Origin of the sequence: Streptomyces sp. NPDC049970, assembly GCF_040660235.1 — a bacterium.
Taxonomy (GTDB): Bacteria; Actinomycetota; Actinomycetes; order Streptomycetales; family Streptomycetaceae; genus Streptomyces.
Map to the genome: position 1 here is coordinate 238,924 of NZ_JBFALP010000004.1, position 17,420 is coordinate 256,343.

Here is a 17,420-nt window from a genome sequence, read left to right on the forward strand (position 1 = left end):
GTCGAGGCGCTGGGGTCAGGCCCGGGGCGGGCGGACCATGTACACGTCCACCGGGTCCTCCCGCTCCACGCTGAACCCGTGCCGCTCGTACAGCGCTCGGGCGGCGCTGCCCTGTAGGACCTGTAGGCGGACAGGCTCGTCCTCCGTATCGGCGCGGGCCAGAAGGCCGGCCAGGACGGCGGTGCCTATGCCCCTGCCCTGGAGCTCCGGGGCGAGGTAGAAGTTCTCCAGCCACCAGCCGTTCTCGGAGGGGCGCAGCGTGACGCAGCCCGCGAAAGCACCGTCATGCGTCGCCACCACGGACGTGTGCTCGGGCGCATAGGCGTCACGCAGGCGCTGCCGGACCCGGTGCTCGTCGTAGCGGCCCAGGCGTTCCAGGTCGGGGCGCATGACGGAGGCCCGGAGCTCGGCCATGGCCTCGACGTCCTCGGACGCCGCGGGACGCAGGGTCCAGCTCCGGACGGTGCTCGTAGACATGACCCGGGATTGTGCCAGGCCTCCGTGAACAGGCCCTCGGCTGTGGTCGCTCCGTGCGCTCGCCTCGCCGTCGCCACCAGCCGTGAGCGGCCTCGAAACGCGCCTGCGTTTGAGTGGTCCCTCACAGGGGGTAAGATCCCCGGCCCGATTGGCCAGGCCCGCGACCCGTATGGCACACTAGCCAGGTTGCTCGGTTGAGTGTCAATGCTGCACGCCTCCCGCCGGGAGGACCGGAAGCGAGTCCCACAGTACTCGTCGACCCTCAGGGTCGGACGTACGGGAATCTTTCGGGAAGTTCAGCAGGGCGCAGACCAGGCACCCGGTGGGTGTTCTACCCCCGGCCGCGAGGTCTAAGGCCCGCACCCCCTTGGCTGGGATTTCCTTCGGGAGATTTTCGTAGAGGGGATGCGACACGCCCGACCGCGTGGGTCGGAGGTGGAGTTGTCAGAACTCCCGGGTTCCAGAGCGTTATGAGAGACAGGACTACTAGTAGCCATGGCGGGACAGAAGATCCGCATCCGGCTCAAGGCCTACGACCACGAGGTCATCGACTCCTCGGCGAAGAAGATCGTCGAGACGGTGACGCGCACTGGTGCGTCGGTCGCGGGCCCGGTGCCGCTGCCCACTGAGAAGAACGTGTACTGCGTCATCAAGTCGCCGCACAAGTACAAGGACTCTCGCGAGCACTTCGAGATGCGCACGCACAAGCGCCTCATCGACATTCTCGACCCCACGCCGAAGACGGTTGACTCGCTGATGCGCCTCGACCTGCCGGCTGGCGTCGACATCGAGATCAAGCTCTGAGGGGACGGGCCGAGATGAGCAAGAACATCAAGGGCGTCCTGGGCGAGAAGCTCGGCATGACCCAGGTCTGGGACGAGAACAACCGGGTTGTCCCGGTGACCGTCGTCAAGGCCGGTCCGTGCGTCGTGACGCAGGTCCGTACGAACGACAGCGACGGCTACGAGTCGGTCCAGATCGCCTTCGGCGAGATCGACCCGCGCAAGGTGAACAAGCCCCTCAAGGGTCACTTCGCCAAGGCCGACGTGACCCCGCGCCGCCACCTGGTGGAGCTCCGCACCCCTGACGCCAGCGAGTACACGCTGGGCCAGGAGGTCACTGCCGAGGTGTTCGAGTCCGGCGTCAAGGTCGACGTCACGGGCAAGAGCAAGGGCAAGGGCTTCGCCGGTGTCATGAAGCGTCACAACTTCAAGGGCCTCGGCGCCGGCCACGGCGTCCAGCGCAAGCACCGTTCCCCCGGTTCGATCGGTGGCTGTGCCACCCCTGGGCGTGTCTTCAAGGGCATGCGCATGGCCGGTCGTATGGGTAACGAGCGCGTCACCACCCAGAACCTGACCATCCACGCGGTTGACGCGGAGAAGGGTCTGCTGCTCATCAAGGGCGCAGTCCCCGGTCCGAACGGCGGCCTCGTCCTGGTCCGTACCGCGGCCAAGGGGGCTTGAGGTAATGAGCACCATTGACATCCTTTCGCCGGCAGGCGACAAGGCCGGTACCGTCGATCTCCCCGCGGAGATCTTCGACGCGAAGACCAGCGTTCCGCTGATCCACCAGGTCGTTGTCGCACAGCTGGCAGCTGCCCGTCAGGGCACGCACAAGACCAAGCGTCGCGGCGAAGTCCGTGGTGGTGGCCGCAAGCCTTACCGCCAGAAGGGCACCGGCCGCGCCCGCCAGGGTTCGACCCGCGCACCGCAGTTCGCCGGCGGTGGCGTCGTCCACGGCCCGCAGCCGCGCGACTACTCGCAGCGCACCCCGAAGAAGATGAAGGCCGCCGCCCTGCGCGGTGCCCTCTCGGACCGGGCGCGTCACTCCCGCATCCACGTCGTCACCGGCGTGGTCGAGGGTGGAGTTTCCACGAAGGCCGCCAAGACGCTGTTCGGCAAGATCTCGGAGCGCTCCAACCTGCTCCTGGTCGTCGACCGCGCCGACGAGGCCGCGTGGCTGTCCGCACGCAACCTGCCCCAGGTGCACATCCTGGAGCCGGGCCAGCTGAACACGTACGACGTGATCGTCTCTGACGACGTGGTCTTCACCCAGGCCGCCTTCGAGTCCTTCGTGTCTGGCCCCCAGACCGCTGAGACCGAAGGGAGCGACGCCTGATGAGCGAGGCGACCGTCACCAGCTCGAACATCACGAGCAAGACCTACTCGGACCCGCGCGACGTTCTCGTCAAGCCGGTTGTATCCGAGAAGAGCTACGCGCTGCTCGACGAGAACAAGTACACGTTCATCGTCGCGCCCGGCTCCAACAAGACCCAGATCAAGCAGGCCGTGGAAGCGGTCTTCTCGGTCAAGGTCACCGGGGTCAACACGATCAACCGGCAGGGCAAGCGCAAGCGCACCAAGACCGGCTTCGGCAAGCGCGCTGACACCAAGCGGGCAATCGTGACCCTCGCCGAGGGCGACCGTATCGACATCTTCGGCGGCCCGACCTCCTAACGGAGGTCGAGACGTCCAGGATCCGGAATTCTTCCGAGGACTGAGAGATAATGGGTATCCGCAAGTACAAGCCGACGACCCCGGGCCGTCGTGGCTCCAGCGTCGCCGACTTTGTCGAGATCACGCGGTCCACGCCGGAGAAGTCGCTGGTCCGCCCGCTGCACAGCAAGGGCGGCCGTAACAACGCCGGTCGTGTGACCGTTCGCCACCAGGGCGGCGGCCACAAGCGCGCCTACCGGGTGATCGACTTCCGTCGTCACGACAAGGACGGCGTGCCGGCCAAGGTCGCGCACATCGAGTACGACCCGAACCGCACCGCGCGTATCGCGCTGCTGCACTACGCGGACGGCGAGAAGCGTTACATCGTCGCCCCCCGTGGCCTGTCGCAGGGTGACCGTGTCGAGAACGGTCCGACCGCAGACATCAAGCCGGGCAACAACCTGGCGCTGCGCAACATCCCGGTCGGTACGACCATCCACGCCATCGAGCTGCGGCCCGGCGGCGGCGCGAAGTTCGCCCGTTCCGCAGGCGCCTCCGTGCAGCTGCTGGCGAAGGAGGGCACGATGGCCCACCTTCGTATGCCTTCCGGTGAGATCCGGCTGGTCGACGCACGCTGCCGCGCCACGATCGGTGAGGTCGGCAACGCCGAGCAGTCGAACATCAACTGGGGCAAGGCCGGCCGTATGCGCTGGAAGGGCGTCCGCCCGACCGTCCGCGGTGTCGCGATGAACCCGGTTGACCACCCGCACGGTGGTGGTGAAGGCAAGACCTCCGGTGGACGTCACCCGGTCTCGCCGTGGGGTCAGAAGGAGGGTCGTACTCGCTCGCCGAAGAAGGCATCGAGCAAGTACATCGTCCGCCGCCGCAAGACGAACAAGAAGCGCTAGGAGCGGGTTTAGATGCCGCGCAGTCTCAAGAAGGGGCCCTTCGTCGACGGCCACCTCATCAAGAAGGTGGACGTACAGAACGAGGCAGGCACCAAGAACGTCATCAAGACCTGGTCCCGTCGCTCGATGATCATCCCGGCCATGCTGGGTCACACCATCGCGGTGCACAACGGCAAGATCCACGTCCCGGTGTTCGTCACCGAGTCGATGGTCGGCCACAAGCTCGGCGAGTTCTCGCCGACTCGCACCTTCCGCGGCCACGTCAAGGACGACCGGAAGTCGAAGCGCCGCTAGCGCGGGGTGGAAACGACTATGACTTACACCGAAGGGACAACCATGGAAGCCAGGGCCCAGGCGCGGTACATCCGCGTCACGCCCATGAAGGCCCGCCGAGTGGTGGACCTCATCCGTGGCATGGATGCCACGGAGGCTCAGGCGGTCCTGCGTTTCGCCCCGCAGGCCGCGAGCGTGCCGGTTGGCAAGGTGCTTGACAGCGCCATCGCCAACGCTGCACACAACTACGACCACCCTGACGCCTCTTCGCTGGTCATCAGCGAGGCGTACGTGGACGAGGGCCCGACCCTGAAGCGGTTCCGTCCGCGTGCTCAGGGCCGTGCCTACCGGATCCGTAAGCGGACCAGCCACATCACCGTGGTCGTCAGCAGCAAGGAAGGAACCCGGTAATGGGCCAGAAGGTTAACCCGCATGGGTTCCGGCTCGGCATTACCACGGACTTCAAGTCCCGTTGGTACGCCGACAAGCTGTACAAGGACTACGTCAAGGAAGACGTTGCCATTCGTCGCATGATGACGAAGGGCATGGAGCGGGCCGGCATCTCCAAGGTGGAGATCGAGCGCACCCGCGACCGCGTCCGCGTCGACATCCACACCGCCCGCCCGGGCATCGTCATCGGCCGCCGCGGCGCCGAGGCCGACCGCATCCGTGGCGAGCTGGAGAAGCTGACCGGCAAGCAGGTCCAGCTGAACATCCTCGAGGTCAAGAACCCCGAGGTGGACGCTCAGCTGGTGGCCCAGGCCGTCGCCGAGCAGCTCTCCTCCCGCGTCTCCTTCCGTCGTGCCATGCGTAAGAGCATGCAGAGCACGATGAAGGCCGGCGCCAAGGGCATCAAGATCCAGTGCGGTGGCCGCCTCGGCGGCGCCGAGATGTCCCGCTCGGAGTTCTACCGCGAGGGCCGCGTGCCCCTGCACACGCTCCGTGCGAACGTCGACTACGGCTTCTTCGAGGCCAAGACGACCTTCGGCCGCATCGGTGTGAAGGTCTGGATCTACAAGGGCGACGTCAAGAACATCGCCGAGGTTCGCGCCGAGAACGCCGCGGCCCGCGCCGGCAACCGTCCGGCTCGTGGCGGCACCGACCGCCCGGCCGGCCGTGGTGGCGGCCGTGGTGGCGAGCGTGGCGGCCGCGGCCGCAAGCCGCAGCAGTCCGCGCCGGCAGCGGAGGCCCCCAAGGCCGACGCTCCCGCCGCCGCTGCTCCGGCTGAGAGCACCGGAACGGAGGCCTGACCGAAATGCTGATCCCCCGTAGGGTCAAGCACCGCAAGCAGCACCACCCGAAGCGCAGCGGTATGTCCAAGGGTGGCACGCAGGTTGCGTTCGGCGAGTACGGCATCCAGGCGCTGACCCCGGCGTACGTGACGAACCGCCAGATCGAAGCAGCTCGTATCGCGATGACCCGCCACATCAAGCGTGGCGGCAAGGTCTGGATCAACATCTACCCGGACCGCCCCCTGACGAAGAAGCCTGCCGAGACCCGCATGGGTTCCGGTAAGGGTTCTCCCGAGTGGTGGATCGCGAACGTCAAGCCCGGTCGGGTGATGTTCGAGCTGTCCTACCCGAACGAGAAGATTGCTCGTGAGGCGCTCACCCGCGCTGCTCACAAGCTTCCGATGAAGTGCCGGATCGTTCGGCGCGAGGCAGGTGAGTCGTGATGTCGGCCGGTACCAAGGCGTCCGAGCTGCGCGAGCTGGGCAACGAGGAGCTCCTCAACAAGCTCCGCGAGGCCAAGGAAGAGCTGTTCAACCTCCGCTTCCAGGCGGCGACCGGACAGCTCGAGAACCACGGTCGGCTCAAGTCCGTCCGTAAGGACATCGCCCGGGTCTACACCCTGATGCGCGAGCGCGAGCTGGGCATCGAGACGGTGGAGAGCGTCTGATGAGCGAGAAGACTGTGACTGAGACCAACACTGACCGCGGTTTCCGCAAGACCCGTGAGGGTCTCGTCGTCAGCGACAAGATGGACAAGACCGTCGTCGTCGCTGTCGAGGACCGCGTCAAGCACGCGCTGTACGGCAAGGTCATCCGCCGTACCAACAAGCTCAAGGCCCACGACGAGCAGAACGCTGCAGGCGTCGGCGACCGCGTCATCATCATGGAGACGCGTCCGCTGTCCGCCTCGAAGCGCTGGCGCATCGTCGAGATCCTCGAGAAGGCCAAGTAATCCCTGAGGGAATCTCCCTTCAGGCCAGTTCCGCCAGGCTCGGCGGGGGCTCCTTCACCGGAGCCCCCGCCGGGAACCGGCAGACGATCAGGAGATAGACGTGATCCAGCAGGAGTCGCGACTGCGCGTCGCCGACAACACGGGTGCGAAGGAAATTCTCACCATCCGTGTTCTCGGTGGCTCGGGTCGCCGCTACGCGGGTATCGGTGACGTCATCGTCGCCACCGTCAAGGACGCGATCCCCGGTGGCAACGTGAAGAAGGGTGACGTCGTCAAGGCCGTCATCGTTCGCACCGTCAAGGAGCGTCGCCGTCCGGATGGCTCGTACATCCGCTTCGACGAGAACGCCGCTGTCATTCTCAAGAACGACGGCGACCCCCGCGGCACCCGTATCTTCGGCCCCGTGGGCCGAGAGCTGCGCGAGAAGAAGTTCATGAAGATCATCTCGCTCGCGCCGGAGGTGCTGTAAGCATGAAGATCAAGAAGGGCGACCTGGTTCAGGTCATCACCGGTAAGGACAAGGGCAAGCAGGGCAAGGTCATCGTTGCCTTCCCCACGCAGGACCGTGTCCTCGTCGAGGGTGTCAACCGGGTCAAGAAGCACACCAAGGCCGGTCAGACGGCTCGCGGTTCGCAGACGGGTGGCATTGTCACCACCGAGGCCCCGATTCACGTCAGCAACGTGTCGCTGGTCGTGGAGAAGGACGGCAACAAGGTCGTCACCCGCGTCGGCTACCGCTTTGACGACGAGGGCAAGAAGATCCGCGTTGCCAAGCGGACCGGTGAGGACATCTGATGACGACCACCACTGCGCCGCGTCTCAAGACGCGCTACCGCGAGGAAATCGCCGGCAAGCTGCGTGAGGAGTTCTCGTACGAGAACGTCATGCAGGTTCCCGGTCTGGTGAAGATCGTGGTCAACATGGGTGTGGGCGACGCCGCCCGCGACTCCAAGCTGATCGACGGTGCCGTCAGGGACCTCACCACGATCACCGGCCAGAAGCCGGCCGTCACGAAGGCCCGCAAGTCGATCGCGCAGTTCAAGCTGCGCGAGGGGCAGCCGATCGGCTGCCACGTCACCCTCCGTGGTGACCGCATGTGGGAGTTCCTGGACCGTACGCTGTCGCTCGCGCTTCCGCGTATCCGTGACTTCCGTGGCCTGTCGCCGAAGCAGTTCGACGGCCGTGGCAACTACACCTTCGGTCTCACGGAGCAGGTCATGTTCCACGAGATCGACCAGGACAAGATCGACCGGGTCCGGGGCATGGACATCACCGTGGTCACCACGGCGACCAACGACGACGAGGGTCGTGCCCTGCTTCGTCACCTCGGCTTCCCGTTCAAGGAGAACTGACCGTGGCGAAGAAGGCTCTGATCGCTAAGGCCGCCCGTAAGCCGAAGTTCGGCGTGCGCGGGTACACCCGCTGCCAGCGCTGCGGCCGGCCCCACTCCGTCTACCGCAAGTTCGGCCTGTGCCGCGTGTGCCTTCGTGAGATGGCTCACCGTGGCGAGCTGCCGGGCGTGACCAAGAGCTCCTGGTAGATCTCCTTCGCCCTCAGGGGCGTTGGGATCACCCGGAGACTCTCGGTAAGTATCTGGGTCGGCAGGAGCCCCTCCCCGCATGCCGTAGGCTTGCAGGGTTGGGCGCCTGCCGCCCAAGACCGACTTACTACGCCGTAGGTCCCCGCACCGCACCCGTCCCGCCACAGAGTGGGGAGAGGGATGGCGCATACAGGAAACCCCGGCGAGAGAGGCCGAAGGCCAACTCATGACCATGACTGACCCCATCGCAGACATGCTCACGCGTCTGCGTAACGCGAACTCGGCGTATCACGACGAAGTCGCAATGCCGCACAGCAAGATCAAGTCGCACATCGCGGAGATCCTCCAGCAGGAGGGCTTCATCACCGGCTGGAAGGTCGAGGACGCCGAGGTCGGCAAGAGCCTCGTTCTCGACCTGAAGTTCGGTCCGAACCGCGAGCGTTCGATCGCCGGCATCAAGCGAATCTCGAAGCCGGGTCTGCGTGTATACGCAAAGTCCACCAATCTGCCGAAGGTTCTCGGCGGCCTGGGCGTGGCGATCATCTCCACGTCCCACGGTCTCCTGACCGGCCAGCAGGCCAGCAAGAAGGGCGTAGGTGGGGAAGTCCTCGCCTACGTCTGGTAGTCGGGAACGGAGGAACAGCTCATGTCGCGAATCGGCAAGCTCCCCATCCAGGTTCCCGCCGGTGTGGACGTCACCATCGATGGCCGCACGGTCGCGGTGAAGGGCCCCAAGGGTTCCCTCTCGCACACCGTCGCAGCGCCGATCGAGGTCACCAAGGGCGAGGACGGCGTGCTCAGCGTCGTCCGTCCTAACGACGAGCGTCAGAACAAGGCCCTTCACGGCCTGTCCCGCACGCTGGTGGCGAACATGATCACCGGCGTGACCACGGGATACACCAAGGCGCTCGAGATCAGCGGTGTCGGTTACCGCGTCCAGGCGAAGGGCTCCAACCTGGAGTTCGCCCTGGGCTACAGCCACCCGATCCTCATCGAGGCCCCCGAGGGAATCACCTTCAAGGTCGAGTCGCCCACGAAGTTCAGTGTCGAGGGCATCGACAAGCAGAAGGTCGGCGAGGTCTCGGCGAAGATCCGCAAGCTGCGGAAGCCTGACCCGTACAAGGCCAAGGGCGTCAAGTACGCCGGCGAGGTTATCCGCCGCAAGGTCGGAAAGGCGGGTAAGTAAGCCATGGCATACGGTGTAAAGATTGCCAAGGGCGACGCCTACAAGCGTGCCGCCCTCAAGCGCCGTCACATCCGCGTCCGGAAGCACATCTCCGGTTCGCCCGAGCGTCCGCGCTTGGTTGTGACGCGTTCCAACCGCCACATGGTCGCCCAGGTCATCGACGACATCGCGGGCCACACGCTCGCTTCGGCGTCGACCCTGGATGCTTCCATCCGCAGCGCGGACGGTGACAAGAGCGCCCTGGCCAAGCAGGTCGGGGCCCTGGTCGCCGAGCGCGCCAAGGCCGCAGGCGTCGAGGCCGTCGTGTTTGACCGCGGTGGTAACCAGTACGCCGGGCGGATTGCCGCTCTGGCTGACGCCGCCCGTGAAGCCGGACTGAAGTTCTAAGTTCCGGTTCCTACGCACAGCGGACGTAACAGAGAGAGGTAAATCCAATGGCTGGACCCCAGCGCCGCGGAAGCGGTGCCGGTGGCGGCGAGCGGCGGGACCGGAAGGGCCGTGACGGCGGCGCAGCCGAGAAGACCGCGTACGTCGAGCGTGTCGTCGCGATCAACCGCGTCGCCAAGGTTGTGAAGGGTGGTCGTCGCTTCAGCTTCACCGCGCTGGTCGTGGTGGGCGATGGTGACGGCAGCGTCGGTGTCGGATACGGCAAGGCCAAGGAAGTTCCCGCGGCCATCGCCAAGGGCGTTGAAGAGGCCAAGAAGAGCTTCTTCAAGGTTCCGCGTATCCAGGGCACCATCCCTCACCCGATCCAGGGCGAGAAGGCTGCGGGCGTCGTCCTGCTCAAGCCTGCTTCCCCCGGTACCGGTGTGATCGCGGGTGGCCCGGTGCGCGCCGTTCTGGAGTGCGCCGGCGTTCACGACATCCTGTCGAAGTCGCTCGGTTCTTCGAACCCGATCAACATCGTGCACGCGACCGTGGCGGCCCTCAAGGGCCTGCAGCGTCCCGAGGAGATCGCGGCCCGCCGCGGTCTGCCGCTCGAGGACGTCGCCCCCGCGGCTCTGCTTCGTGCACGTGCGGGAGCGGGTGCGTAATGGCTCGCCTCAAGATCACGCAGACGAAGTCGTACATCGGCAGCAAGCAGAACCACCGCGACACCCTGCGTTCGCTCGGGCTGAAGCGCCTGCACGACGTAGTTGTCAAGGATGACCGCCCCGAGTTCCGCGGAATGGTTCACACCGTCCGCCACCTCGTGACGGTTGAGGAGGTTGACTGATATGGCGGAGAACAGCCCGCTGAAGGCCCACAACCTCCGGCCTGCCCCGGGCGCCAAGACCGCCAAGACCCGTGTGGGTCGTGGTGAGGCGTCCAAGGGTAAGACCGCAGGCCGTGGTACCAAGGGTACGAAGGCTCGTTACCAGGTTCCGGAGCGCTTCGAGGGTGGCCAGATGCCCCTCCACATGCGTCTCCCGAAGCTCAAGGGCTTCAAGAACCCGTTCCGCACGGAGTACCAGGTCGTGAACCTGGACAAGCTCGCGACGCTCTACCCCGAGGGTGGAGAGGTCACGGTGGCCGACCTGGTCGCCAAGGGCGCTGTGCGCAACAACCACCTCGTCAAGGTCCTCGGACAGGGCGAGATCTCCGTGGCAGTGCAGGTTTCGGTTGACGCCGTCTCCGGCTCCGCCAAGGAGAAGATCACCGCCGCAGGCGGCACCGTCACCGAACTCGTCTGAGACAACTCGGACAGGTCTGTGGCCTGAACACCCGACCGGGGATGCCTCTCATTTGGGGCATCCCCGGTTGGTCGTTCCTAGGGGGGCATGTCCGCCGGTAAGGTGGCGTGCGTTGTTGATGTGGTAAGTCCTGGGCAAACGCCCGGGTCCCTATGGCTGTTACGTAACCGTCGATCCTCAAGACCGTCACCTCACGCTTTTGCGCGGGGGTCGCAGGAGGCACCGTGCTCACCGCGTTCGCCCGGGCGTTCAAGACGCCCGACCTGCGCAAGAAGCTGCTCTTCACGCTCGGCATCATCGTGCTCTACCGACTCGGGGCGCACATTCCCGTACCGGGGGTGAGCTACGAGAACGTCCAGACCTGTGTTGACCAGGCAAGCAAGGGCAACAACAGCCTCTTCGGTCTGGTGAACATGTTCAGCGGTGGTGCACTGCTGCAGATCACGATCTTCGCGCTCGGCATCATGCCGTACATCACGGCCAGCATCATTCTCCAGCTGCTGACCGTCGTCATCCCCAGGCTCGAAGCCCTCAAGAAGGAGGGACAGTCGGGCACGGCCAAGATCACGCAGTACACGCGTTATCTGACCGTCGCGCTGGCCATCCTCCAGGGAACCGGCCTGGTGGCGACCGCCCGCAGCGGCGCTCTCTTCAGCGGCTGCCCCGTCGCCGACCAGATCGTCCCGAACCAGTCGATCTTCACGACCATCGTCATGGTGATCACCATGACCGCGGGTACCGCCGCCGTCATGTGGCTCGGTGAGCTCATCACCGACCGGGGCATCGGCAACGGCATGTCGATCCTGATGTTCATCTCGATCGCCGCCAGCTTCCCCGGCGCTCTGTGGGCCATCAAGCAGAGCGGCAAGCTGGCCGACGGCTGGATCGAGTTCATCACGGTCATCCTCATCGGCTTCGTGATGGTCGGCCTCGTCGTCTTCGTCGAGCAGGCCCAGCGCCGGGTTCCCGTGCAGTACGCGAAGCGGATGATCGGGCGCCGGTCGTACGGCGGTACGTCCACTTACATCCCGTTGAAGGTGAACCAGGCGGGTGTGATTCCCGTCATCTTCGCTTCTTCGCTGCTCTACATTCCTGCTCTAATCGTTCAGTTCTCCAACTCCACCGCGGGCTGGGCGACCTGGATTCAGGCTCACTTCGTCAAGGGCGACCACCCGTACTACATCGCGACGTACTTCCTTCTGATCGTGTTCTTCGCATTCTTCTATGTGGCGATCTCGTTCAACCCCGAGGAAGTCGCCGACAACATGAAGAAGTATGGTGGCTTCATCCCGGGCATCCGGGCAGGTCGACCTACTGCCGAGTACCTGAGCTACGTGCTCAACAGGATCACTTGGCCGGGCTCGCTGTACCTGGGCCTGATCGCTCTGGTGCCGACGATGGCGTTGGCAGGCTTCGGCGGTGCGAACCAGAACTTCCCGTTCGGCGGGACGAGCATCCTCATCATCGTGGGTGTGGGTCTGGAGACCGTGAAGCAGATCGAGAGTCAGCTCCAGCAGCGCAATTACGAAGGGTTCCTCCGCTGATGCGAATCGTCCTCGTCGGGCCGCCCGGTGCCGGCAAGGGAACGCAGGCTGCGTTCCTTGCCAAGAATCTTTCGATTCCGCACATTTCCACGGGCGACCTGTTCCGCGCCAATATCAGCCAGGGCACCGACCTTGGCAAGCAGGCCCGCGCCTTCATGGACGCCGGTCAGCTGGTGCCGGACGAAGTCACCATCGCCATGGCCAAGGACCGTATGTCCCAGCCGGACGCCGAGAACGGTTTCCTGCTGGACGGCTTCCCGCGCAATGTGGGCCAGGCCGTCGCGCTTGACGAGATGCTTCACAGCGAGGGCGTCGAGCTGGACGCGGTGCTCGACCTCGAGGTTCCCGAGGACGAGGTGGTGAAGCGCATCGCCGGCCGTCGCATCTGCCGCAACGACAGCGCCCACGTCTTCCACGTGACGTACAACGCGGCCAAGACCGAGGGCGTCTGCGACGTCTGCGGCGGCGAGCTGTACCAGCGGGACGACGACACCGAGGAGACCGTCCGAACGCGTCTCGAGGTCTACCACACGCAGACCGAGCCGATCATCGACTACTACCGGTCCCAGGGCCTGGTGGTGACGATCTCGGCGCTCGGCAAGGTCACCGATGTGACCGAGCGTGCCATGGAGGCCCTCAAGAAGTCGGACGAGGTCTGAGTTCCACCCTGTTCCACCAGTAGCCGGCCGCGGCGCCCTCGGGCGTCGCGGCCGACTGTTTGCGCCGTATCGTGGATTACGGCATCGGACGTTCCCCCCGCAGGCAGAAAGGCGCCCAGCAATGGTGCAGATCAAGACCCCCGAGCAGATCGCGAAGATGCGCGAGGCGGGCCTCGTGGTCGCTGCCATTCACGCCGCCACCCGCGAGGTGGCCGTCCCCGGCGCCACCACGAAGGACCTCGACGAGGTCGCGCGCAAGGTGATCGCCGACCACGGGGCCAAGTCGAACTTCCTGGGCTACGGGGGATTCCCCGCGACGATCTGCACCTCGGTCAACGAGGTCGTCGTGCACGGCATCCCGGACGAGAAGACCGTCCTGAAGGACGGCGACATCATCTCGATCGACGCCGGCGCGATCATCGACGGCTGGCACGGTGACGCGGCCTACACCGCCTTCGTGGGCACCGGTCACGCGCCGGAGCTCGTCGAGCTCTCCCGGGTGACCGAGGAGTCCATGTGGGCCGGTATCGCGGCGATGAAGGTCAACAACCGGCTCGTCGACGTCTCGAAGGCCATCGAGTCCTACATCCGCCGCCAGCCCCGCCCGGCGACCGGCAAGTACGGGATCATCGAGGACTACGGCGGCCACGGCATCGGCACCGAGATGCACATGGACCCGCACCTGCTGAACTACGTCTCCCGTAAGCGCGGCAAGGGCATCAAGCTGGTCCCCGGCGTGTGCCTGGCCATCGAGCCCATGGTCTCCCTGGGCACGGCGCAGACGAAGGTCCTGGCCGACGAGTGGACGGTCCTCACGACCGACGGCACCTGGTCCTCGCACTGGGAGCACTCGATCGCCCTCACCGAGCAGGGCCCGCTGGTCCTGACCGCCCCGGACTGCGGCCGCGAGAAGCTCGCCCGGTACGGAGTCGAGGCGGCGCCGGATCCGCTTGGCTGACTGGACCGTCCGGCTGATCCGTGTCTAAGGATCAGGAGAAGTGGGCAAACTTGACGGATTCGTCTTTTGGGGTCGGCTGACGTAGACTGACTCGTCGGCTCTCGTGCATCCGTGTGCCCGTATGTCTGCACACGGTGGTGAGAGTCGATCAAGGTAGCCGATTCGAAGGGCGAAGCGTGGCCAAGAAGCAAGGTGCCATCGAAATTGAGGGCACCGTGATCGAGTCCCTCCCGAACGCCATGTTCAAGGTGGAACTCCAGAACGGTCACAAGGTCCTCGCGCACATCAGCGGCAAGATGCGGATGCACTACATCCGTATCCTCCCCGATGACCGGGTCGTGGTGGAGCTCTCTCCGTACGACCTGACGCGTGGCCGGATCGTCTACCGGTACAAGTAGATCTTGCCGCCATCCCGCTTCGGCGTGGTGTGGGCACTGACCCGGAGAACCTGACATCCCATGAAGGTCAAGCCGAGCGTCAAGAAGATCTGCGACAAGTGCAAGGTGATCCGCCGTCACGGCCGGGTCATGGTCATCTGCGACAACCTGCGCCACAAGCAGCGCCAGGGCTGACGCACGACCACCTGCATCTCGCAGTTCTTCGCGCGACGCACGTAAACGTACATACGCAGGGCCCGTCCAAGCCACGGCTGACGACACCTCCGGCGGGGGCCGGGGACCCGGACGTACCACCCACCCTCAGGGGTCGGGTCGGCGTTCGGGAGAGGTCCTGTGGAAGACCCCCGAAATAACAACTGGAGCCATTGAATGGCACGCGTTTCAGGTGTTGACATCCCGCGCGAAAAGCGCGTGGAGGTTGCCCTCACCTACGTCTTCGGTATCGGGCGCACCCGGTCCAAGGAGATCCTCGCCGCCGCCGGCGTGAACCCCAACTCCCGCGTTCGTGACCTGGCCGAAGAGGACCTGGTCAAGATCCGCGAGTACGTGGACGCCAACCTCCGCACCGAGGGTGACCTTCGCCGCGAGATCCAGGGCGACATCCGCCGCAAGATCGAGATCGGCTGCTACCAGGGCATCCGGCACCGTCGCGGTCTGCCGGTCCACGGTCAGCGCACCAGCACGAACGCGCGTACCCGCAAGGGCCCGCGTCGCGCCATCGCCGGTAAGAAGAAGCCGGGCAAGAAGTAGTCCTCAGCGGACGTACCGCGGGTGTCCGGGTCACCGGGCGTTCGCGGAAACCAGCGGTCTTCGCTGTAGGACCGATCACCTCCCCTCTCCATCTGGAGTCAAGACATGCCCCCCAAGGGTCGTCAGGGCGCAGCCAAGAAGGTGCGTCGCAAGGAAAAGAAGAACGTCGCTCACGGGCACGCCCACATCAAGAGCACGTTCAACAACACCATCGTCTCGATCACGGACCCCTCGGGCAACGTGATCTCCTGGGCCTCCGCCGGCCACGTCGGCTTCAAGGGCTCGCGCAAGTCCACCCCCTTCGCCGCGCAGATGGCCGCCGAGTCGGCCGCCCGCCGCGCGCAGGAGCACGGCATGCGCAAGGTCGACGTCTTCGTCAAGGGTCCCGGCTCCGGCCGTGAGACCGCGATCCGCTCCCTCCAGGCCACGGGCCTCGAGGTCGGTTCGATCCAGGACGTCACCCCGACGCCGCACAACGGCTGCCGTCCGCCGAAGCGTCGCCGCGTCTGATCCGCTACGGCCGGTGACGGCCGTGCGTCAGTAGCGTGGGTCCGGGCGGTATGTCCCTTCGGGGGCGTGCCGCCCGTACCCTTGTTTCATCTGTCGGGCATCAAATAGTGGGTGCCCACGACTGAAGGATCACCACATGCTTATCGCTCAGCGTCCGTCGCTGACCGAAGAGGTCGTCGACGAGTTCCGCTCCCGGTTCGTGATCGAGCCGCTCGAGCCCGGCTTCGGTTACACCCTCGGCAACTCCCTGCGCCGTACGCTCCTCTCCTCGATCCCCGGTGCCGCTGTCACCAGCATCCGGATCGACGGTGTCCTGCACGAGTTCACCACCGTGCCGGGCGTCAAGGAGGACGTGACCGACCTCATCCTCAACATCAAGCAGCTGGTCGTCTCCTCGGAGCACGACGAGCCGGTCGTGATGTACCTGCGCAAGCAGGGTCCCGGCCTGGTCACCGCCGCTGACATCGCCCCGCCGGCCGGTGTCGAGGTCCACAACCCGGACCTCGTCATGGCCACGCTGAACGGCAAGGGCAAGCTGGAGATGGAGCTGACCGTCGAGCGCGGTCGCGGCTACGTCTCCGCCGTCCAGAACAAGCAGGTGGGCCAGGAGATCGGCCGGATTCCGGTCGACTCCATCTACTCCCCGGTGCTCAAGGTCACGTACAAGGTCGAGGCGACCCGTGTCGAGCAGCGCACCGACTTCGACAAGCTGATCGTCGACGTCGAGACCAAGCAGGCCATGCGTCCCCGTGACGCCATGGCGTCGGCAGGTAAGACCCTGGTCGAGCTGTTCGGTCTGGCGCGCGAGCTCAACATCGACGCCGAGGGCATCGACATGGGCCCGTCCCCGACGGACGCCGCGCTCGCCGCCGATCTGGCGCTGCCGATCGAGGAGCTCGAGCTCACGGTCCGTTCGTACAACTGCCTCAAGCGCGAGGGCATCCACTCCGTGGGTGAGCTCGTCGCCCGCTCCGAGGCGGACCTGCTCGACATCCGCAACTTCGGCGCCAAGTCGATCGACGAGGTCAAGGCGAAGCTGGCCGGTATGGGCCTCGCGCTGAAGGACTCGCCTCCCGGCTTCGACCCGACCGCCGCCGCCGACGCCTTCGGCGCCGACGACGACGCGGACGCCGGTTTCGTGGAGACCGAGCAGTACTGAGTCGCCTCCGGTCGGGGTGCCCGGGTTCGCAGGGTGCCCCGGACCGGGTGAGGGCTTAGCCCTCACTCGCCGGACGGGCTCGAGATTCGGGCTTGGACCCGATTTTCGGTGCGTGCGGCAATCAAGACTTCCGCGGGGCGTCCGCCTCGCGGGAACTGACACCGGTACCTGGTACGGCCGGTGCAGCACACAAGGAGAAAAACCATGCCTCAGCCCGCCAAGGGTGCCCGTCTGGGCGGCAGCGCTGCGCACGAGAAGCTTCTTCTCATCAACCTCGCGAAGTCGCTGTTCGAGCACGGCCGCATCACCACGACCGAGGCCAAGGCCCGCCGCCTGCGTCCGGTCGCCGAGCGTTTCATCACCAAGGCGAAGAAGGGCGACATCCACAACCGTCGCCTGGTGCTGCAGTCGATCACGGACAAGGGCATCGTGCACACGCTCTTCACCGAGATCGCCCCGCGGTACGAGAACCGCCCCGGTGGTTACACCCGCATCACCAAGATCGGCAACCGTCGTGGCGACAACGCCCCGATGGCCGTCATCGAGCTCGTCGAGGCCCTGACCGTGGCGCAGGCCGCCACCGGTGAGGCCGAGGCCGCGACGAAGCGTGCGGTCAAGGAAGACGCCCTCAAGAAGGACGAGGCTCCGGCCGAGACCGTCGAGGACGCCAAGCCGGCCGACGCCGCCGCTGAGGACTCCAAGGACTCCAAGGACTCCAAGGACGCCTGAGCGTAGCTGGACCCAGGTACGGGCCCGCACCACCCTTC

At 65.7% G+C, this 17,420-nt stretch carries 31 protein-coding genes; 30 read left to right on the plus strand and 1 reads right to left on the minus strand.

Annotation, left to right across the window (positions count from 1 at the left end):
* Nucleotides 1-15: 15 nt before the first annotated feature.
* Complete coding sequence (locus AB0I83_RS09775; protein WP_363304226.1) at nt 16-477, minus strand: GNAT family N-acetyltransferase; 462 nt, start codon at nt 475-477, stop codon at nt 16-18.
* 495 nt (nt 478-972) lie between these two features.
* On the opposite strand from AB0I83_RS09775, the gene rpsJ reads away from it, so the two are divergent.
* The 30 genes from rpsJ to rplQ all read left to right on the plus strand — a co-directional run bounded on the left by rpsJ (nt 973) and on the right by rplQ (nt 17,382).
* A complete protein-coding gene (rpsJ, locus tag AB0I83_RS09780; RefSeq protein WP_003948644.1) occupies nt 973-1,281 on the plus strand; it encodes a 30S ribosomal protein S10 in 309 nt (102 codons plus the stop codon).
* Nucleotides 1,282-1,295: 14 nt separating this feature from the next.
* On the plus strand, nt 1,296-1,940 hold the full coding sequence (rplC, locus tag AB0I83_RS09785) for a 50S ribosomal protein L3 (RefSeq protein ID WP_014154591.1): 645 nt from the start codon (nt 1,296-1,298) through the stop codon (nt 1,938-1,940).
* Nucleotides 1,941-1,944: 4 nt separating this feature from the next.
* Nucleotides 1,945-2,595, plus strand: a complete 651-nt coding sequence (gene rplD, locus AB0I83_RS09790; RefSeq protein ID WP_356532953.1) for a 50S ribosomal protein L4 — start codon at nt 1,945-1,947, stop codon at nt 2,593-2,595.
* A complete protein-coding gene (rplW, locus tag AB0I83_RS09795; RefSeq protein WP_356532951.1) occupies nt 2,595-2,933 on the plus strand; it encodes a 50S ribosomal protein L23 in 339 nt (112 codons plus the stop codon). The genes rplD and rplW overlap by 1 nt, the downstream gene beginning before the upstream one ends.
* A gap of 50 nt (nt 2,934-2,983) precedes the next feature.
* A complete protein-coding gene (gene rplB, locus AB0I83_RS09800; protein ID WP_056796589.1) occupies nt 2,984-3,820 on the plus strand; it encodes a 50S ribosomal protein L2 in 837 nt (278 codons plus the stop codon).
* Nucleotides 3,821-3,832: 12 nt separating this feature from the next.
* On the plus strand, nt 3,833-4,114 hold the full coding sequence (rpsS, locus tag AB0I83_RS09805; protein WP_023539342.1) for a 30S ribosomal protein S19: 282 nt from the start codon (nt 3,833-3,835) through the stop codon (nt 4,112-4,114).
* A gap of 42 nt (nt 4,115-4,156) precedes the next feature.
* Nucleotides 4,157-4,504 carry a 50S ribosomal protein L22 gene (gene rplV / locus AB0I83_RS09810; RefSeq protein WP_026290933.1) on the plus strand — a complete coding sequence of 116 codons (348 nt, stop codon included), beginning with the start codon at nt 4,157-4,159 and terminating at the stop codon, nt 4,502-4,504.
* Nucleotides 4,504-5,343: a 30S ribosomal protein S3 gene (gene rpsC / locus AB0I83_RS09815; RefSeq protein ID WP_356532949.1), complete on the plus strand. Its 840-nt coding sequence runs from the start codon at nt 4,504-4,506 to the stop codon at nt 5,341-5,343. The genes rplV and rpsC overlap by 1 nt, the downstream gene beginning before the upstream one ends.
* A gap of 5 nt (nt 5,344-5,348) precedes the next feature.
* A complete protein-coding gene (gene rplP / locus AB0I83_RS09820; protein ID WP_014047785.1) occupies nt 5,349-5,768 on the plus strand; it encodes a 50S ribosomal protein L16 in 420 nt (139 codons plus the stop codon).
* Nucleotides 5,768-5,992, plus strand: a complete 225-nt coding sequence (gene rpmC, locus AB0I83_RS09825) for a 50S ribosomal protein L29 (RefSeq protein WP_031096372.1) — start codon at nt 5,768-5,770, stop codon at nt 5,990-5,992. Before rplP ends, rpmC begins: the two co-directional genes overlap by 1 nt.
* Nucleotides 5,992-6,276 (plus strand): 30S ribosomal protein S17, encoded by a 285-nt coding sequence (rpsQ, locus tag AB0I83_RS09830; protein ID WP_073718385.1) that lies wholly within the window; start codon nt 5,992-5,994, stop codon nt 6,274-6,276. Before rpmC ends, rpsQ begins: the two co-directional genes overlap by 1 nt.
* Before the next feature lie 100 nt (nt 6,277-6,376).
* Nucleotides 6,377-6,745 (plus strand): 50S ribosomal protein L14, encoded by a 369-nt coding sequence (gene rplN / locus AB0I83_RS09835; RefSeq protein ID WP_003974257.1) that lies wholly within the window; start codon nt 6,377-6,379, stop codon nt 6,743-6,745.
* Between the two features lie 2 nt (nt 6,746-6,747).
* Nucleotides 6,748-7,071 carry a 50S ribosomal protein L24 gene (gene rplX / locus AB0I83_RS09840; RefSeq protein WP_356532946.1) on the plus strand — a complete coding sequence of 108 codons (324 nt, stop codon included), beginning with the start codon at nt 6,748-6,750 and terminating at the stop codon, nt 7,069-7,071.
* The gene (rplE, locus tag AB0I83_RS09845; protein WP_014047789.1) at nt 7,071-7,628 is read left to right on the plus strand and encodes a 50S ribosomal protein L5; all 558 of its coding nucleotides are present in this window, start codon (nt 7,071-7,073) and stop codon (nt 7,626-7,628) included. The genes rplX and rplE overlap by 1 nt, the downstream gene beginning before the upstream one ends.
* A 2-nt stretch (nt 7,629-7,630) precedes the next feature.
* Complete coding sequence (locus AB0I83_RS09850) at nt 7,631-7,816, plus strand: type Z 30S ribosomal protein S14 (RefSeq protein WP_003948630.1); 186 nt, start codon at nt 7,631-7,633, stop codon at nt 7,814-7,816.
* A 226-nt stretch (nt 7,817-8,042) separates the two neighbouring features.
* Nucleotides 8,043-8,441: a 30S ribosomal protein S8 gene (rpsH, locus tag AB0I83_RS09855; protein ID WP_031096381.1), complete on the plus strand. Its 399-nt coding sequence runs from the start codon at nt 8,043-8,045 to the stop codon at nt 8,439-8,441.
* Between the two features lie 21 nt (nt 8,442-8,462).
* A complete protein-coding gene (gene rplF / locus AB0I83_RS09860; RefSeq protein ID WP_356532943.1) occupies nt 8,463-9,002 on the plus strand; it encodes a 50S ribosomal protein L6 in 540 nt (179 codons plus the stop codon).
* Between the two features lie 3 nt (nt 9,003-9,005).
* Nucleotides 9,006-9,389, plus strand: coding sequence for a 50S ribosomal protein L18 (gene rplR, locus AB0I83_RS09865; RefSeq protein WP_031096385.1), 384 nt, complete (start codon nt 9,006-9,008; stop codon nt 9,387-9,389).
* Nucleotides 9,390-9,436: 47 nt separating this feature from the next.
* The gene (gene rpsE / locus AB0I83_RS09870) at nt 9,437-10,036 is read left to right on the plus strand and encodes a 30S ribosomal protein S5 (RefSeq protein WP_356532939.1); all 600 of its coding nucleotides are present in this window, start codon (nt 9,437-9,439) and stop codon (nt 10,034-10,036) included.
* Complete coding sequence (gene rpmD, locus AB0I83_RS09875) at nt 10,036-10,218, plus strand: 50S ribosomal protein L30 (RefSeq protein ID WP_093594204.1); 183 nt, start codon at nt 10,036-10,038, stop codon at nt 10,216-10,218. Before rpsE ends, rpmD begins: the two co-directional genes overlap by 1 nt.
* A gap of 1 nt (nt 10,219) precedes the next feature.
* Complete coding sequence (gene rplO / locus AB0I83_RS09880) at nt 10,220-10,675, plus strand: 50S ribosomal protein L15 (RefSeq protein ID WP_073866664.1); 456 nt, start codon at nt 10,220-10,222, stop codon at nt 10,673-10,675.
* Nucleotides 10,676-10,899: 224 nt separating this feature from the next.
* Nucleotides 10,900-12,219 carry a preprotein translocase subunit SecY gene (secY, locus tag AB0I83_RS09885; RefSeq protein WP_356532937.1) on the plus strand — a complete coding sequence of 440 codons (1,320 nt, stop codon included), beginning with the start codon at nt 10,900-10,902 and terminating at the stop codon, nt 12,217-12,219.
* Complete coding sequence (locus AB0I83_RS09890) at nt 12,219-12,878, plus strand: adenylate kinase (RefSeq protein ID WP_356840149.1); 660 nt, start codon at nt 12,219-12,221, stop codon at nt 12,876-12,878. The genes secY and AB0I83_RS09890 overlap by 1 nt, the downstream gene beginning before the upstream one ends.
* A gap of 121 nt (nt 12,879-12,999) precedes the next feature.
* Nucleotides 13,000-13,836: a type I methionyl aminopeptidase gene (map, locus tag AB0I83_RS09895; RefSeq protein ID WP_356532933.1), complete on the plus strand. Its 837-nt coding sequence runs from the start codon at nt 13,000-13,002 to the stop codon at nt 13,834-13,836.
* 176 nt (nt 13,837-14,012) lie between these two features.
* Entirely contained in the window at nt 14,013-14,234 is a 222-nt protein-coding gene (gene infA, locus AB0I83_RS09900) for a translation initiation factor IF-1 (protein ID WP_003956442.1), read from the plus strand.
* 60 nt (nt 14,235-14,294) lie between these two features.
* A complete protein-coding gene (rpmJ, locus tag AB0I83_RS09905; RefSeq protein ID WP_003956441.1) occupies nt 14,295-14,408 on the plus strand; it encodes a 50S ribosomal protein L36 in 114 nt (37 codons plus the stop codon).
* A gap of 195 nt (nt 14,409-14,603) precedes the next feature.
* The gene (rpsM, locus tag AB0I83_RS09910; protein WP_031096399.1) at nt 14,604-14,984 is read left to right on the plus strand and encodes a 30S ribosomal protein S13; all 381 of its coding nucleotides are present in this window, start codon (nt 14,604-14,606) and stop codon (nt 14,982-14,984) included.
* A 105-nt stretch (nt 14,985-15,089) separates the two neighbouring features.
* Nucleotides 15,090-15,494 carry a 30S ribosomal protein S11 gene (gene rpsK / locus AB0I83_RS09915; RefSeq protein WP_003956432.1) on the plus strand — a complete coding sequence of 135 codons (405 nt, stop codon included), beginning with the start codon at nt 15,090-15,092 and terminating at the stop codon, nt 15,492-15,494.
* 136 nt (nt 15,495-15,630) lie between these two features.
* On the plus strand, nt 15,631-16,653 hold the full coding sequence (locus AB0I83_RS09920; protein ID WP_024491600.1) for a DNA-directed RNA polymerase subunit alpha: 1,023 nt from the start codon (nt 15,631-15,633) through the stop codon (nt 16,651-16,653).
* A 204-nt stretch (nt 16,654-16,857) separates the two neighbouring features.
* Nucleotides 16,858-17,382, plus strand: a complete 525-nt coding sequence (rplQ, locus tag AB0I83_RS09925) for a 50S ribosomal protein L17 (protein ID WP_356840147.1) — start codon at nt 16,858-16,860, stop codon at nt 17,380-17,382.
* Nucleotides 17,383-17,420 lie beyond the last annotated feature (38 nt).

What these genes read in the sequence shown, in the direction of transcription:
- rplF (WP_356532943.1), top strand. Translation starts at nt 8,463, where the DNA reads ATGTCGCGAATCGGCAAGCTCCCCATCCAGGTTCCCGCCGGTGTGGAC.
- AB0I83_RS09920 (WP_024491600.1), top strand. Translation starts at nt 15,631, where the DNA reads ATGCTTATCGCTCAGCGTCCGTCGCTGACCGAAGAGGTCGTCGACGAG.
- rplV (WP_026290933.1), top strand. Translation starts at nt 4,157, where the DNA reads ATGGAAGCCAGGGCCCAGGCGCGGTACATCCGCGTCACGCCCATGAAG.
- rpsS (WP_023539342.1), top strand. Translation starts at nt 3,833, where the DNA reads ATGCCGCGCAGTCTCAAGAAGGGGCCCTTCGTCGACGGCCACCTCATC.
- rplP (WP_014047785.1), top strand. Translation starts at nt 5,349, where the DNA reads ATGCTGATCCCCCGTAGGGTCAAGCACCGCAAGCAGCACCACCCGAAG.
- rpmC (WP_031096372.1), top strand. Translation starts at nt 5,768, where the DNA reads ATGTCGGCCGGTACCAAGGCGTCCGAGCTGCGCGAGCTGGGCAACGAG.
- rpsJ (WP_003948644.1), top strand. Translation starts at nt 973, where the DNA reads ATGGCGGGACAGAAGATCCGCATCCGGCTCAAGGCCTACGACCACGAG.
- rplB (WP_056796589.1), top strand. Translation starts at nt 2,984, where the DNA reads ATGGGTATCCGCAAGTACAAGCCGACGACCCCGGGCCGTCGTGGCTCC.
- rpmJ (WP_003956441.1), top strand. Translation starts at nt 14,295, where the DNA reads ATGAAGGTCAAGCCGAGCGTCAAGAAGATCTGCGACAAGTGCAAGGTG.
- rpsM (WP_031096399.1), top strand. Translation starts at nt 14,604, where the DNA reads ATGGCACGCGTTTCAGGTGTTGACATCCCGCGCGAAAAGCGCGTGGAG.
- rplQ (WP_356840147.1), top strand. Translation starts at nt 16,858, where the DNA reads ATGCCTCAGCCCGCCAAGGGTGCCCGTCTGGGCGGCAGCGCTGCGCAC.
- map (WP_356532933.1), top strand. Translation starts at nt 13,000, where the DNA reads ATGGTGCAGATCAAGACCCCCGAGCAGATCGCGAAGATGCGCGAGGCG.
- AB0I83_RS09775 (WP_363304226.1), bottom strand. Translation starts at nt 477, where the DNA reads ATGTCTACGAGCACCGTCCGGAGCTGGACCCTGCGTCCCGCGGCGTCC.
- rpsC (WP_356532949.1), top strand. Translation starts at nt 4,504, where the DNA reads ATGGGCCAGAAGGTTAACCCGCATGGGTTCCGGCTCGGCATTACCACG.
- rpsE (WP_356532939.1), top strand. Translation starts at nt 9,437, where the DNA reads ATGGCTGGACCCCAGCGCCGCGGAAGCGGTGCCGGTGGCGGCGAGCGG.
- rplC (WP_014154591.1), top strand. Translation starts at nt 1,296, where the DNA reads ATGAGCAAGAACATCAAGGGCGTCCTGGGCGAGAAGCTCGGCATGACC.
- rplX (WP_356532946.1), top strand. Translation starts at nt 6,748, where the DNA reads ATGAAGATCAAGAAGGGCGACCTGGTTCAGGTCATCACCGGTAAGGAC.
- rplD (WP_356532953.1), top strand. Translation starts at nt 1,945, where the DNA reads ATGAGCACCATTGACATCCTTTCGCCGGCAGGCGACAAGGCCGGTACC.
- rpsQ (WP_073718385.1), top strand. Translation starts at nt 5,992, where the DNA reads ATGAGCGAGAAGACTGTGACTGAGACCAACACTGACCGCGGTTTCCGC.
- rplE (WP_014047789.1), top strand. Translation starts at nt 7,071, where the DNA reads ATGACGACCACCACTGCGCCGCGTCTCAAGACGCGCTACCGCGAGGAA.
- rpmD (WP_093594204.1), top strand. Translation starts at nt 10,036, where the DNA reads ATGGCTCGCCTCAAGATCACGCAGACGAAGTCGTACATCGGCAGCAAG.
- rplO (WP_073866664.1), top strand. Translation starts at nt 10,220, where the DNA reads ATGGCGGAGAACAGCCCGCTGAAGGCCCACAACCTCCGGCCTGCCCCG.
- rpsH (WP_031096381.1), top strand. Translation starts at nt 8,043, where the DNA reads ATGACCATGACTGACCCCATCGCAGACATGCTCACGCGTCTGCGTAAC.
- rplW (WP_356532951.1), top strand. Translation starts at nt 2,595, where the DNA reads ATGAGCGAGGCGACCGTCACCAGCTCGAACATCACGAGCAAGACCTAC.
- rplR (WP_031096385.1), top strand. Translation starts at nt 9,006, where the DNA reads ATGGCATACGGTGTAAAGATTGCCAAGGGCGACGCCTACAAGCGTGCC.
- AB0I83_RS09890 (WP_356840149.1), top strand. Translation starts at nt 12,219, where the DNA reads ATGCGAATCGTCCTCGTCGGGCCGCCCGGTGCCGGCAAGGGAACGCAG.
- rpsK (WP_003956432.1), top strand. Translation starts at nt 15,090, where the DNA reads ATGCCCCCCAAGGGTCGTCAGGGCGCAGCCAAGAAGGTGCGTCGCAAG.